At 65.7% G+C, this 13,384-nt stretch carries 13 protein-coding genes; 3 read left to right on the top strand and 10 right to left on the bottom strand.

Annotated features, from left to right (window positions below; all coding sequences use genetic code 11):
* The first annotated feature begins 253 nt into the window (after nt 1-253).
* Complete coding sequence (locus tag IEX78_RS01775; RefSeq protein WP_229683644.1) at nt 254-976, top strand: TetR/AcrR family transcriptional regulator; 723 nt, start codon at nt 254-256, stop codon at nt 974-976.
* 3 nt (nt 977-979) lie between these two features.
* On the opposite strand, the gene IEX78_RS01770 is transcribed toward IEX78_RS01775, so the two are convergent.
* From IEX78_RS01770 to IEX78_RS01755, 4 genes are all read right to left on the bottom strand, one after another.
* The gene (locus IEX78_RS01770) at nt 980-1,972 is read right to left on the bottom strand and encodes an AurF N-oxygenase family protein (protein WP_188826936.1); all 993 of its coding nucleotides are present in this window, start codon (nt 1,970-1,972) and stop codon (nt 980-982) included.
* Between the two features lie 106 nt (nt 1,973-2,078).
* The gene (locus IEX78_RS01765; RefSeq protein ID WP_188826935.1) at nt 2,079-2,666 is read right to left on the bottom strand and encodes a hypothetical protein; all 588 of its coding nucleotides are present in this window, start codon (nt 2,664-2,666) and stop codon (nt 2,079-2,081) included.
* A gap of 100 nt (nt 2,667-2,766) precedes the next feature.
* Entirely contained in the window at nt 2,767-3,486 is a 720-nt protein-coding gene (locus tag IEX78_RS01760; protein WP_188826934.1) for a TetR/AcrR family transcriptional regulator, read from the bottom strand.
* Between the two features lie 7 nt (nt 3,487-3,493).
* Nucleotides 3,494-4,222: a MerR family transcriptional regulator gene (locus tag IEX78_RS01755; protein WP_188826933.1), complete on the bottom strand. Its 729-nt coding sequence runs from the start codon at nt 4,220-4,222 to the stop codon at nt 3,494-3,496.
* A gap of 97 nt (nt 4,223-4,319) precedes the next feature.
* Here IEX78_RS01755 and IEX78_RS01750 point away from each other — a divergent pair, with 97 nt between their 5' ends.
* Nucleotides 4,320-6,044 (top strand): GMC oxidoreductase, encoded by a 1,725-nt coding sequence (locus IEX78_RS01750; RefSeq protein WP_188826932.1) that lies wholly within the window; start codon nt 4,320-4,322, stop codon nt 6,042-6,044.
* A gap of 62 nt (nt 6,045-6,106) precedes the next feature.
* Here the strand turns inward: IEX78_RS01750 and IEX78_RS01745 are convergent, their stop codons facing one another.
* The gene (locus IEX78_RS01745) at nt 6,107-6,931 is read right to left on the bottom strand and encodes a DUF5995 family protein (RefSeq protein ID WP_373291531.1); all 825 of its coding nucleotides are present in this window, start codon (nt 6,929-6,931) and stop codon (nt 6,107-6,109) included.
* 149 nt (nt 6,932-7,080) lie between these two features.
* On the opposite strand from IEX78_RS01745, the gene IEX78_RS01740 reads away from it, so the two are divergent.
* Nucleotides 7,081-7,923 carry an SDR family oxidoreductase gene (locus IEX78_RS01740; RefSeq protein ID WP_188826930.1) on the top strand — a complete coding sequence of 281 codons (843 nt, stop codon included), beginning with the start codon at nt 7,081-7,083 and terminating at the stop codon, nt 7,921-7,923.
* Here the strand turns inward: IEX78_RS01740 and IEX78_RS01735 are convergent.
* From IEX78_RS01735 to IEX78_RS01715, 5 genes are all read right to left on the bottom strand, one after another.
* Nucleotides 7,920-9,512: a SulP family inorganic anion transporter gene (locus tag IEX78_RS01735; protein ID WP_188826929.1), complete on the bottom strand. Its 1,593-nt coding sequence runs from the start codon at nt 9,510-9,512 to the stop codon at nt 7,920-7,922. The genes IEX78_RS01740 and IEX78_RS01735 overlap by 4 nt on opposite strands.
* Before the next feature lie 16 nt (nt 9,513-9,528).
* Nucleotides 9,529-10,218, bottom strand: a complete 690-nt coding sequence (locus tag IEX78_RS01730; RefSeq protein ID WP_188826928.1) for a cysteine hydrolase family protein — start codon at nt 10,216-10,218, stop codon at nt 9,529-9,531.
* Nucleotides 10,215-11,609: an allophanate hydrolase gene (locus tag IEX78_RS01725; RefSeq protein WP_188826927.1), complete on the bottom strand. Its 1,395-nt coding sequence runs from the start codon at nt 11,607-11,609 to the stop codon at nt 10,215-10,217. Before IEX78_RS01725 ends, IEX78_RS01730 begins: the two co-directional genes overlap by 4 nt.
* Before the next feature lie 57 nt (nt 11,610-11,666).
* On the bottom strand, nt 11,667-12,338 hold the full coding sequence (locus IEX78_RS01720) for a GntR family transcriptional regulator (protein WP_188826926.1): 672 nt from the start codon (nt 12,336-12,338) through the stop codon (nt 11,667-11,669).
* A gap of 79 nt (nt 12,339-12,417) precedes the next feature.
* Nucleotides 12,418-13,365, bottom strand: coding sequence for an IclR family transcriptional regulator (locus IEX78_RS01715; protein ID WP_229683643.1), 948 nt, complete (start codon nt 13,363-13,365; stop codon nt 12,418-12,420).
* Nucleotides 13,366-13,384 lie beyond the last annotated feature (19 nt).

The following is a 13,384-nucleotide window of genomic DNA, read 5'->3' as shown; positions in this document are numbered from 1 at the left end:
CGAATCCTGGCTCACACGAACATATTTGGCGCATTCGGCGGCTCATCGAGAGACTCACATCACTTTTCTCTGTCTCTTAGAGTGGTTTTTTCTTCCTTTTGGCTTTTGTCGGTCGCGCCCAGCCATAGGGCGAGCAACATGCGTAGATGCGCATATCTACCTAGCTTCATGTAATAAAGTGCGTTTTCAGCTCCCCGCCCCACGAACCCGGTACTCGACCTGCCTCCAAGCCCATTCCTCTAAACTCGGGCCGGTGACGAGCGCAGCTTCCCCTCCCCCTCCCGCGATGAGCGGGCGCAAGGAACGCTGGAAGCCGCACAATGAAAGTCGCCGCGAACGGCTGATGCTCGCCGCGATCGAACTGCTTGAGGAAACGCCCGCGGGCGTGGAAGTCCCGGTCGTGCAGATCGCCGAACGCGCGGGCCTCGCCAAATCAGTGATGTACCGACAGTTCGCTGGCCGCGAAGAACTCGACCGACTCGCCCGCCGCGACATCGCCGAACGCTTCACCAACGAGATCGAAGACGCCCTCGACATCAGCGTCGGCTCGATCAACGAAATCCTTTACCGCACAGTCGAAGCCGTCGTCGCCTGGGTGCAGGGGCATCCCCGCCTGCATGAATTCCTCAAGACCGGCCCGTCGGAGGAGAACTCCGACACTGACGCGCTCAGCTCGCTGATCACGTCGATCTCATCCTCGGTCACCTCGCTCGTCACGGGGCTGGCCGGCGTGGTCGGCGTCGCTGACGACGACGCCGCCGACACGATGACGTTCGCGATCGTGTCAATGACCGAGGCGACGGTCACGCGCTGGGCAACCGACCCCTCCCCCGCGCTTCCGCGCGAACGACTGATCAGCGAAGTCGCCTCGTACGCATGGCATGTCGTTGACGGGGTCGCGCGTCAACACGACCTCGTCCTCGACCCCGACCTGCCGCTCACCACGATCATCAGCCAGCTGGCGGCCCGCGCGTAACGACTACGCCGCGCGCACCTTGCGCTCGGGTTCGCTGCGGTACCGCGAAACCGGGCCGTCAACGCCAAGCATTTTCCACAGTCGACGCGCCACCGGATTCACCAGACCAAGCTCATCGACAAGCTTGCGCATATCGCCGAAGTAGCTCGCCAGAATCTGGCGCGAATGCGGTGAGTCCCAGAACGCTTCGCGCATCACTTCGCGGGGGATGTCGAACTCACGCGCGAACTCCTTACCGGGAGCCATGATCTCGCCCGCGAGCCACCGCATCGCGATGGGGAACGCCACCGAACAGACGCCTCGGTTGAACTTGCCCATCCGCGCGACGCGACTGGCAAGGAAGTCACCAGCGAAGGAGATATGGCGTGCCTCTTCGGCGATGTGAATCTCCATGGTGCGCAACACCATTGGTGGGATCGAGCCACCTTGGCGGATGATCGCCTTCTGGTAATGGTCGATCGGTTCTTCGCCGCCGAGGATGCCGATGAACAGAATCACGTACGCGTAACCGCCAGCGAGGCCGATGAACGGCGAAAGCCAGCGGAAGTGCCGCTTGGGGCCGGGCACGTCGACGCCGATGCGATTCACCAGTTCCTGGAACATCTGGATGTGGTTGCACTCTTCGGTCATCTCGTGCATCGCGTAGCGGAATTCCGGCGACCCGTTGGGCAGCGTCATCGCGAACTGCATCATGCCGCGGATGAGGATCGACTCGAAGGCCGCGCCGACCTTAACGGCGTTAGCGACGCGCCATCGGCCAATCGCGATCTGCCGCTCAAGGGGCTGATCGCGGTACCACCGCGTCGCCCCAAGCGGGTCGACGGCGGCGGGCAGCACCCAGCGCACGTCGTTGGGGTCAAGGGCAAGCTCGGGCGAATCCCAGTCGATGTCCAGGTACGGGTCGAAACGTCGATTGACCGAACCCTCGGACAGGGTGGTCAAAGCGTCACGGTACGTCTGGCTCAGGTATTCGCGGCTTGGCTCGGTCAGCGTCATCGGTGCCTCCTCAAGATCACGCGAGGCGGCGTGGGTGTATCCCACGTCACATCGTATCTCCAGAATAACCGGGACAGACTGTCACACACAAGCCAGGCACAGCGAGTCACTCAACAAGCACGACGACCAGCTGCCTAGCCAGTTCCTCATCAACAGGGCCACCGAGCCAGACCAGCGGTCGACGCGGATCAAGGCGGTCGAGCGCGTCAGGAAGCGATCCGAAGACGCGATCGGTCCGCAACACGCAGACCTGCGGAATCGTGCTCGACACGTCGGGACCACCGTCGACTTCCAACGCAAGCGAGCCCGTCGACGCGTCACCGGCGACGGCGTCACGGACGACGACCTGGCCAGCGTCACCGGAGTTTCGGCCGCCATGCAGCACCTGATGCCCGGGCGCGCTTGCCCAGTGGTCGAGCCACGCTGGCCCCGGTTCGGTGGCCGCCGACACCGACGACACGCTCATCCCATACAGCAGATCCGCGATCGCGCTGGGCAACCCGACCAGGTCAACCGTGCGCACGAGCGAGCCATTCGCTCGCAGTCGGTCGGCGAAGCGCTCGAGCACCTCTCCCCGATCATCGATCCCCGGGGCCGACGACCGGCCGCGTCGCATCGGCACGCGACGCTCGTCGTCGGGTAATTCGAGCAGCCCGTCTCGCACGCGACGCAACATCTCCTCGCGAGAATTCACTCGGGCACTCCCATCAACACGCACACGGTCCACACCTACCGTGGACAACACCTCGTTCGCTACGGTACCGATCGAGTCCGGAATGCGAGGTATTGGCTGGCTATTTTCGGGCAATCGGGCCCATGCCGAGGAGGCCGACCATGCTGTCGACCTGGAGGTCGAAGATCTCGCCACGATCGGTGAACGTGTCCGTGCCGTACATGTCGAAGACGTCGAAGTTGATCGCGCCGAACAGCGTGGTCCAGACAGTCAGCGCGACGGCGAGAAGCGCGTCGGGAATGGCGAGGTCGAACTGCGCGCGGATGGTGTCGAAGTCGCGTGCGGTGGTCGCGCTGACGGCGCTGTCGACCAGCGGGCCCGAGAGCTGCCCATCGCGGTACGCGCGATCGACGATGCCGATAAGCGCGCTGACCACCCGAACGCCGGGCGTGACCGTCGTTTCGGCGGGTGCCGCATAGCCGGGCACCGGCGTACCGAAAAGCAGTGCGTACCAAGCGGGTTCGGCCAGCGCCCACTTCCGCACCGTGGTCGCGAGCGCGCGCACTCGCGCTGCGGGCTGGTCGCCAGCTTCGACGAGCGCCGCGTCGACCGCGTCCCCTAGAGCGTTGTAACCGTCGACAACGAGCATGGTGAGCAACTCATCGCGACTACTCACGTACCGATACACCGCCGACGAGACCATCCCCAGTTCCCGCGCGACCGCACGCAACGACAACGCGGCGGCACCGTGCTGGGCCAGTTGCTCGCGGCCGACCCGTTTGATGTCGGCGATGGTCTGCGCACGCGCCCGCGCGCGCGGTCCGGTCTCGGCGGTGGTCATCGGGAAATCATCGCGTATCGGCTGAAGCGTCGGTGTCCTCGGAGGCACCGTTGCTGTCGGACACGTTCGCGGCGTCGCTTGCCGCGCGTTCGACCTCGGCGGCAAGCGTGGTCCCGCCGACTTCCCACGCCATCGCGAGGAACTGTTCGCGAAAGCGCGTGAGGTCGACCGCGACGCCCTCGCCGCCATATCCCGTCCCGGTCGCGGCGCGCACGACGTCGACAAGGTCGTCGGCCAGTTCGGCCATCCGTTCGCGAATAAGCGTGCGCAACGTGCCGCTGACGGTGATGTCGGTGCCCACGTCATAGAGCACGAGCGCGCCCTTGAGCATGGGTCGATCGGGGACGTACCAGGCGTCGCCTTGCCGCTCAAGGTAGCCGGCTTCGACGAGTTCGGCGACGGCCTCACTGCGATCGCCGAGCAGCCTGGTGAGCTCGCTGTCGCTGATGAGCGCCGATCGCTGCGCCGCCCCCGCGCGCGGGTCGAACAGCGCGTGCCAGCTCGGGTCGGCCGCGTCGGTTTCGGCGGCGAACACCTCACGGATGGCGTCGAGGCGCAACCCGCGCGCCCGCATGGCGGCGATGTCGCGCAGTCGGTCGCGGTGGACTTCGCCGTAGACCACTTCCTTGCCCGCCCGTTCAGGCGTGGGGAGCAGGCCAAGCGTGTGGTAGTAGCGGATGGTCCTTGCCGCGACGCCGCTGACGTCGGCTAATTCGGCGCGGGTGTATCGAGCCACGCGACCAGCATAGGGCCATTGATGCCAACGTTGACAGTGCCCGCTGTCGGCGTTAGCGTTGCGGCGTCACCGCCGACACCGATCGAAGGGCCCTTTCATGTCCGACTCACCCACCGATTTCGACGTCATCGTCGTCGGTTCTGGTTTCGGTGGCAGTGTCACCGCACTGCGTCTGGTGGAGAAGGGCTACAAGGTCGCAGTCATCGAAGCCGGTCGCCGCTTCGCCGACAACGAACTCCCGAAAACCAGCTGGGATCTGCGCAAGTTCATCTGGGCGCCCAAGCTTGGCTGTTACGGCATTCAGCGCATCCACCCGCTGCGCGATGTCTTGATCCTCGGCGGCGCTGGCGTTGGCGGCGGGTCGCTGAACTACGCGAACACCCTCTACGTTCCGCCGGAGCCGTTCTTCCAGGACCCGCAGTGGCGCGACATCACCGACTGGCGCACCGAACTCACGCCGTACTACGAGCAGGCCAAGAAGATGCTCGGCGTGGTCACCAACCCGCACATGACCCCGGCCGACGAGATTTTCAAGTCCGTCGCCGAAGACATGGGCGTTGGCCACACGTTCGTGCAAACTCCCGTCGGCGTGTTCTTCGGTGAGGCTGGCAAGAAGGCCGAAGACCCCTACTTCGGCGGCGTCGGCCCTGAGCGCACCGGCTGCATCGAATGTGGCGACTGCATGGTTGGCTGCAAGTTCGGTTCGAAGAACACGCTCGTCAAGAACTACCTCTACCTCGCGGAAAAGGCTGGCGTACAGGTTATTCCGATGACGACGGTCACCGCGCTTCGCCCGCAGCCCGATGGTGGCTGGGAGGTCGCGACCGAGCGCACGGGCGCGTGGATTCGCAAGGAGCCCAAGACCATTACCGCCAAGCACGTGGTGCTTGCCGCTGGCACGCTTGGCACGCAGAAGCTGCTGCACTTCAACCGCGACGCTGGCCACCTGCCCAAGCTGTCGAACAAGGTTGGTCTGCTCACCCGCACCAACTCCGAGTCGATCGTCGGCGCGGCAACGAAAACCCTTGCGCCCGGCCAAGATTTCACCAAGGGCGTCGCGATCACCTCGTCGATTCACCCCACCCCCGACACGCACGTCGAGCCGGTTCGCTACGGCAAGGGCTCGAACTCGATGGGCCTGTTGCAGACGCTGATGGTCGACGGTGGCGGTCGCGTGCCGCGCTGGCTGCGCTTCCTTGGCGTTGTCATTCGTAACCCGCTGCTGTTCTTCGGGTTCATGAGCGTGCGGAACTGGAGCGAGCGCACCATCATCTCGCTGGTGATGCAGCATCTCGACAACTCCATCACCACCTATTCCAAGCGCGGCGTGTTCGGGCGCAAGCTCACCTCGAAACAGGGCCACGGCGAACCGAATCCCACGTGGATTCCTGCCGGTAACGACGTCACGCGCCGGGTCGCGGAGAAGATCGGTGGCGTCGCGGGCGGCACGTGGGGCGAGGTGTTCAACATTCCGCTCACCGCGCACTTCCTCGGTGGCGCGGCGATTGGCGCCGACGCTGACCACGGCGTGATCGACGCCTACCACCGCGTTTACGGTTACCCCACGCTCAGCGTGGTCGACGGTGCCGCGGTGTCGGCGAACCTTGGCGTGAACCCGTCGCTCACGATCACCGCGCAGGCCGAGCGCGCCGCCGCGTACTGGCCGAACAACGGCGAGGTCGACACCCGCCCGGAGCAGGCGGCCGGGTACGTCAAGATCGCGCCGGTCGCGCCCAAGCAGCCGGTTGTCCCGGCGAATGCGCCTGCGGCGCTTGTTCTCCCGATCGTCGAGATCCGATCCGGGCAGCCGAACGCGAGCTGATCCTCGCCGTTCACCTTCGGCCCGGTCCCGCGGTTATCGCCGCGCGACCGGGCTGTTTCGTTTTACAGCGCGTTGATGCGGGCGAGCAGGTCGAAGGCGAGGTCGGCGGCGGTCCACAGCGCCCAGACTTCGGTACGGACGGTGGGTGCGAGCGCCGGATCTTGGAGAGCGAGCCCGTTGGCGAAGATCACGGTGTTGGCACCAAGGTCGGCGGCAATGAGCAGTTGCTCGGTCGCGACGCCCTTGCCGAACAGTTGGTCGAGCCCTTCGCCGACGAAGTAGAACCGCCAGAGCGGACCGAGGTCGGCTTGGTAGGCGGCTTTGGTGCGGTCGACGATCACGTCGCCCGCGGCGGCGATGGCCGCGACGATGGTGAAGTAGTCGCGGGCATTGTGGGGCTTACTGTTTACGGCCGCAACGGAATTCGTGAGGTCGACAGTGAGGTGCGCGTTGTAGCCTGCCATCGCCGCGCGGGCCCGGGAGCTGTCGCAGTCCATCGCGAGGGCGAAGTAGCGCTGCCACTGCGGTTCGACTGGTCCGTCGGTGAATTCGCCGTGGATGTTGGTGAGGAAGCGGCTGAGCAGTTCGAGGCTGATCGCGTGCGCGTATTCGGGGTCGTCGAACGCGCCTGGGTCGCGTTGCAGCGGCATCACCGCCGCGTATTCGACCCCGTCTAGCCCGATCGCGAAGAGTCCGCGTGGATCATGGTGGGCGACAAGCAGTTCCGTGAGCTCGTGGTTACGCGCGACGGCGTCTTCGAGTAGCGCTAGGTTGTTGTCGCCCTCGAGTGTGCTGATGTCGGAGAGCCGCGCGATGGTCGCGGCGTCGGCCGCCGTCAGCGTTGAGCCGCACCCGGGTTCAGCGAGGGCGTGAGCCGGTACAGCCAACGTAGCCGGGAACAGCAGGGCAACCGCGACCAGCAGGCCGCTTGTTATTCGCACCGGCCGATTCCACCACCTCATCCCGGAATCACCGCTTCCCGACGCGCGTGTCGGTGTACCCGCGTCACGGTGTCGTCGCGGCTTAACCTTGTCCCATGTCGGAAACCATCGCGATCTCGGGGGCTAGTGGACACATCGGCGGCCACGTTGCGAAGCTGCTCGCGGGCACCGGCCCGCACCTGCGCCTGTTGAGCCGCAACCCCGATCACCTTGTCGTGCTGCCCGACTCCACCCCGGCGCGCGTCGATTTCGCCGATCCGAATTCCGTCGCCGACGCACTTAAGGGTGTCCAGACGTTCTTCTTCGTTTCCGCGACCGAGAGCGAGCACCGCGCACGCGAGCAGGAAGCGGTGGTCGCGGCGGCGAAATCGGTTGGGGTGCAACGGATTGTGTATCTTTCGTTCGTTGGTGCCGCACCGGATGCGACCTTCACTTTCGCCCGCGACCACTACTACACCGAGCAGGCCATTCGCGCGGCCGATGTCGACTTCACGTTCCTGCGTGACAACCAGTACCAGGACGTCATCCCGCACCTCGCCGACGGCGACGGCGTGATCGCGGGCCCGGCGGCCGACGGCCTTGTCGCCGCGGTGACCCGCACCGACGTAGCCGATTGCGCGGCGGCGGTGCTCCGCACCACCGACTACTCCGGCGAGACCTTCGACGTCACCGGCCCACGCGCTTTCACCCTCGAAACCGCCGCTTTCGAACTCACCCAGTTCTTCGGCCGCCCGTTCCGCTACGAAAACCAAACGGTCGACGAGGCGTACGCGACGCGCGCGAAGTACAACGCCCCGAAATGGGAAGTCGACGGCTGGGTCAGCACGTACACCGCGATCGCGAACGGGGAGATGGCCCAGGCGACCGACACCGTGACCCGCTTGACCGGTCACCTGGCAACAAGCTTCCGCGAGTACTTGGCGAGCTTGCCCGCCTAAACCACCTTGCTCGAAACGGTCGCTGTCTCAACGGGTTTCGCTGGTTTTGGCATGAGTGCGTAGCCGAGGCAGACCAGCGCGAAGAACGCGTACCCGAGCGCGACTTGCGGCGCGGCAGCCCACCCGACGGCGTGGGCGTGGATGAGACCGAACCAGCTCAACAGCGCGCCGATGGTCGCCGCGACGGTGGCGGCGACGAAGCGTTTGTCAAGAATGAACGTGACGATCGCCCCGAGGACAAGGCCGGCGAGCACCGCACCGGACCCCAGCGTCTTCAAGCCGTCGTAAACCACGCCCGCCTGTCCAAGGGCGACCGAACCGACCTTGTCGGCGGACGTGCCCGCGGCCGCGAGCGCGTTGTCGATCTGACCGACGGCCCACTCAGCGAGATTCGGCAGCAGCGCCGCGACCACGGCGACGGCGTGCAAACGCGGCACGGCTTGGAACGCTTGCGCGCCGATCAGCAGGCCGATGTAGAGCAAGATCGGCACGATCGCGGGAATCGGGAGCAGGGTCGCGAGCACGCCGAACAGCCCAAGGAAGCACATGATGCCGATGCTCACGCCGCTCGCAAGCGAGTAACCGGTGCGGCCGCCCGCGTCCTTCCATCCGGGGTGGCCGATGTAGACGGCGGGCGGGAACGGCGAGCCGAAGCCCGCCCCGATAACGGCACCGAACCCGTCAGCGAGCAGCACGCTGCGCAGGTTGTAGTTATCGCCCGCGGCAGCGGCACTTTCGACGTTGCTCATCGCTTCGGTGAAGTTGTAAATGCCAAGCGGGATCGCGGTGGCGAGCAGCGGTGCGAGGTTGCTCAGCCCGTCGAAGAGCAGATCGAGACGCAGATGCGGTAACCCGATCGCGATGTCGTGTGCGGCTTGGGTGACGTCGGGCGCGGACATGAACCCGCCGATCCAGCCAATCGCGGTACCGACCAGCAGTGCGACGAGGCCAACGGGAAGATTGCCAGGCAGCTTCACATCAGTGAAGAAGCCGATAAGAATGATCGCCAGGACGGGCAGCCCGATCCACGCCGCTTCCCACATTTGCGCTGCCGGTCGCATCGCGATGAAGGTGATCGAAATACCGGCGAGGGTGCCCAGCATCGCGGCGCGGGGCGTGACTTTGCGGATGTAGGGTCCGACGAACGCCCCGATCATCACGATGATGCCAATCATGAACGCCCACGCGAGTCCCGCCGCCCACGCTTGCAGCGGGTCGTTGGTTTTGAGGTAGATGGGCAGCATCACGACGAAGACGACGATGAACATGTGCGGCACGCTCGGCCCATACGGCAGCGCGGTCACGTTCGTCCGACCCTCACGTCGGGCGAGACGGCGCGCGAGCACCATGTAGTAGAGGTTGCCGAGGACAAGCGCGACGCCAAGCGCGGGCAACACGGTGCCGAGCACGTCGCCGCTGGGGATCTTCACGACCGCGATCGTCAAGGTGGTCAGCGTCAGCACATTGACGAGGATGTTGAAGCCGAGCCCGAAGAACGCGTTGGTGTCGCCGCGCGTCCACCACGGCAGGCGTTCGGGGACGGGGTCTGGTGTCGCAGTGGGTGATTCGACGGTGGTATCGACAGACATTGTCTCGTTCTTTCGCTTAGGCCGTGACGGATGTCGCGGTCGCGCCGGTAAGTGCGCTGATCAGCGCGGCCGAGTCGGCGACCCAACCGAAAATGCCGCCTTGAGCGCTGATCATGTCGAGCCCAACGCGCTGGAATTCCGGGAAGTACGAGCCAACGCAGTCAGCGACGACGAGGCAGTCGTAACCGCGGTCGTTGGCTTCGCGCGTGGTTGTGTGCACGCACACTTCGGTGGTCACGCCGGTGACGATCAACCGTTCAATCCCGTTGGCACGCAGCACTTCCTGTAGCCCGGTGGCGTAGAACGCGCCCTTGCCCGGCTTGTCGATCACCACTTCGCCGTCGATGGGCGCGAGTTCGTCGACGATGTCGTGGCCGTATTCCCCGCGAATGAGGATGCGACCGAAGCGACCGGGATCACCAATCCGCTGCGACGGGTTCCCTCTGCGCAGTTTCGCGGGGGGACAATCGGAAAGGTCGGGCAGATGTCCTTCGCGGGTATGAATCACGAGCATGCCCGCCGCGCGTGCGGCGGCGAGCAGCGCGGAAAGCGGCTCGATCACGACGCGCAACAGGCTCACATCGTTGCCAAGGCTTTCGCCAAAACCGCCGGGCAGCAAGAAGTCTCGTTGCATGTCGATCACGACAAGCGCGGTCGTTGCTGGGTCGAAAGGGAAGGGGCCGGGGGCGGCGGGCACGGTGGTCATCGGCGGTCCTCTTGGGGTACGACGTGGAGTCGGTGGGCGAACAGTGGGGCACGTGGCTCGTCGATGAGACGGGCAGCGCTGGCAAGAACGACGTCGTCGGACAGCGCGGGGCCAATCACCATGAGCGACACCGGGCGTCCGTCGCTGGTGGTGCCCGCGGGGACGGCGATGGCGGTGAGGTCGAGGAGGTTGCCGAAGTGGGTGTAGTGGCCGAGGGTGGTGTTGGTCGCGATGGGGTCGGCGAGGACTTCGTCGACGGTGAAGGTGGTGCCGATCGTGGGAACGATGAGCACGTCGAAGTCGACCCACGTGCGCCCGACTCGTGCGCGCAGTTCTTGGAGACGCTGCTGTGCGCGGAACACATCGACGGCGTCAAATCGCTTGCCGCTGTTGAGAATGTCGCGGATGACGGGCAGGATCGACTGTGGTTTCGCGGCGAGGAAGTCGGCGAATTCGACAAGTCGTTCGGCCACCCACGGACCTTGGTAGAGCAGTTCGCCCGCGGCGAGGAACGGCTCGATTGTCGTCGCGACGGGGGCAAAACCTTTGCCTTGCAGGTGTTCTCGCGCGGCCACGTGGGCCGTGCGCATCGCGTCGTCGCCGAAGAAGTCGAGTTCGTCGACAGCGGGCAGCCCCACGCGGATGGCTGTGCCCGCGTGATGCGGGCCGCGCGACCGCGACCACGGGTCGTTCTCGTCGAGCGCGACGATCACGTCGGCGACGAGATCGAGATCTTCGACGGTTGTCGCCATCAGCGTCATGCAGTCGAGTGACTTGCACGCGGGCACCAACCCGACGGTGCTGATGAGCCCACGCGAAGGTTTCCAGCCGAGAATGCCGTTGAGGGCGGCCGGAACTCGACCCGAGCCCGCGGTATCGGTGGCAACGCAAAACGGCACTTGGCCGAGCGCGACCGCGCGAGCAGAGCCCGAGCTGGAGCCGCCACAGATGAGGTTGTCGTCAAAGACGCTGCGCGGGATGGTGTTTGGGGTGCGGGTGCCGTTGAGGCCGGTGGCGAACTGGTCGAGGTTGGTTTTGCCGACGAACAGCGCGCCCGCGTCAAGCAGCCGCTGGACCGCGGGTGCGGTCACTTCGGCGACGTACGCGTAGTCGGGGCAGGCGAGCGTGGTCGGGTAGCCAGCCACGTCGATGCTGTCTTTCACCCCGAACGGCACGCCGTAGAGCGGCAGCATGCGCGCCCCCGGTCGCGCTTCGAGTTCCCTTGCCGCAGCGAGCAATTCGTCGCGAGGGACCGGGGTGATCCAGGTGCCGTCGTCGCCACGGGCGGCGATGTCGTCGGCGACGCGGGCAGCGGTTTTGGAGGGTGACCCGCTTCCGCTTTGGTGGGAGGTCAGGATTTCCGCGACGGTGGGTCCAGTGGAACCGAGCATGCTGTCGATTGTCGACAAAACATGTGACGCCTATTCGCGTCGTCTGTATCGGATGTGTTAGGAGCGGGCGAGTTTGAGGTAGGTGCGCTCGCCGTGATCGGTGAGCGCGGCGGTCGCGGTGGCTGGATCGTTCGTGGCGATCGCGGCGAGTAATTCCTCGTGGCGGCGGACGCCTTCCCGGTGGTGGGCCGCGTCGGTTTCCGATTGCAGATTCCATGCCATCGCCAACTGCAGCTTCATCAGCACCTGGCTGTAGATGAGGTCGAGTTGCCGATTGCCCGCGACGGCAACGAGCGCGATGTGGAAGCGTCGGTGCGCGTCGTCGCGCGCTTGCCAGTCGCGGCGCTCGGCGGCTTCGGCCAGCTCAGCGAGCGCGGTGCGGGCCGGTCGCAGTCGTGTCGGGAGGTCGGGCGTGGGCAGCGCGGTCGCGAGCGCGTGGAGTTCCAAGGCGCGACGCACCTCGAACAGTTCAAGCACGTCGGTAGCCGACCAAACGACAACACGGTAGCCGCGCCGAGGCAGATGCTCGACAAAGCCCTGCTCAGCGAGCCGCCGCAACGCCTCCCGTACGGGCGCCCTGCTGATCCCCAGCTTCGCGCACAGCGCTTCTTCGCCGACCCGCTCCCCCGGCGCGAGTACCCCACTGAGCACCTCGCCGCGCACATGCCCAGCGGTGAGTTCAACGAGGCTGGCGGGGAGCGGGGTTGGTTCGGCGGCCGACGCGGTCATGTCCTTAGTCTACGAACAGTTTTGGTGAGCATTGTCGGGCGGCGGTTTCCGCAGGTCGACCGCCCGCGAGCTTGCCCGCCTATGTCCGCGACTCGGGTTGGGCTCCCTTGCCGACTCCATGCGGGCCGTCGACGAGGTCGGCGGTGACTGTGGCGGCGGCCGTGGAGGTGTTGGTGCCTACGGCCGTCAACGCATCGGCCGTTAGGCGGGTGTCGGGGCACACGACCAAAGCCGCGATGACCGTGCCCGTCGCATCGCGAACAGGGGCCGCTACCGTCACGACCGGGTTGTCGTCGGTCAATTCGTCAGGGAGGTAGTCGATCGTGATGAGGTCGGCGATCGCCGAGCCCAGCTGGGAGCGCAGCGGTGCCGTGACCGTCGAATTATCCAGTCGCGCAAGGACTTCCAGCATCGTTCCCGAATCGCCGACGAGGCGTTCGACCGAATAGCCGCGATCACGGATCGTCGTGAGGACTTCCGTCAAGCGCGGGCGCACCAATTCGTCCGCCTCGTCGAGCCAATCACGTTGTGCCGCAGGCGAAGACCACGCGACGAACTCCCGCGCGAACGGCGGCGCCACCGGCAACCTGCGGCCCACCCGCAACCACGATGCCGACGGTTCGCCAACCATTTCGGTAACCACGATCGCGTCGCCCTCCCGTTCCGCCAGAAAGGCCGGTGCGCCAACCATTTTCGCGAGTGCACGCAGGTGCGGCAGCGCGACATGACGCACCGGGTACGCGACCTCGGCGCGTCGCGCGACGACGAGCAGGCGGCGGCCGATGCCGTAGCAGCCGTCCTCGTCGCGCACCGTCCAACCCTGTGCGGTGAGTTGGGCGAGCACTGCGTGTGCGGTGGCTCGCGAGATGTCGACCTCGCGGACGATGCGCGCAAGCGATAGTCGCTCTGTCGCATGACGCGACAACAGTTCGAGGATCGCCAGCACACGCTGCGTCGGCGGCGACGCGACCGCGTCCGAAAGATCCCCTTGACCGTCCGACGCGGCCGCCTTTATGGTCGGTGTCACACTTTCGAACAATAGCGTC

Source organism: Nocardia camponoti, assembly GCF_014646135.1.
Classification (GTDB): domain Bacteria; phylum Actinomycetota; class Actinomycetes; order Mycobacteriales; family Mycobacteriaceae; genus Nocardia; species Nocardia camponoti.
This window is presented reverse-complemented; position numbering and strand designations above follow the sequence as displayed.

Excerpts from the sequence above, each read along its gene's own strand:
- IEX78_RS01720 (WP_188826926.1), bottom strand. The coding sequence starts at position 12,338 with ATGACCGCGTCGGCCGCCGAACCAACCCCGCTCCCCGCCAGCCTCGTT.
- IEX78_RS01750 (WP_188826932.1), top strand. The coding sequence starts at position 4,320 with ATGTCCGACTCACCCACCGATTTCGACGTCATCGTCGTCGGTTCTGGT.
- IEX78_RS01760 (WP_188826934.1), bottom strand. The coding sequence starts at position 3,486 with ATGACCACCGCCGAGACCGGACCGCGCGCGCGGGCGCGTGCGCAGACC.
- IEX78_RS01740 (WP_188826930.1), top strand. The coding sequence starts at position 7,081 with ATGTCGGAAACCATCGCGATCTCGGGGGCTAGTGGACACATCGGCGGC.
- IEX78_RS01725 (WP_188826927.1), bottom strand. The coding sequence starts at position 11,609 with ATGCTCGGTTCCACTGGACCCACCGTCGCGGAAATCCTGACCTCCCAC.
- IEX78_RS01770 (WP_188826936.1), bottom strand. The coding sequence starts at position 1,972 with ATGACGCTGACCGAGCCAAGCCGCGAATACCTGAGCCAGACGTACCGT.
- IEX78_RS01730 (WP_188826928.1), bottom strand. The coding sequence starts at position 10,218 with ATGACCACCGTGCCCGCCGCCCCCGGCCCCTTCCCTTTCGACCCAGCA.
- IEX78_RS01735 (WP_188826929.1), bottom strand. The coding sequence starts at position 9,512 with ATGTCTGTCGATACCACCGTCGAATCACCCACTGCGACACCAGACCCC.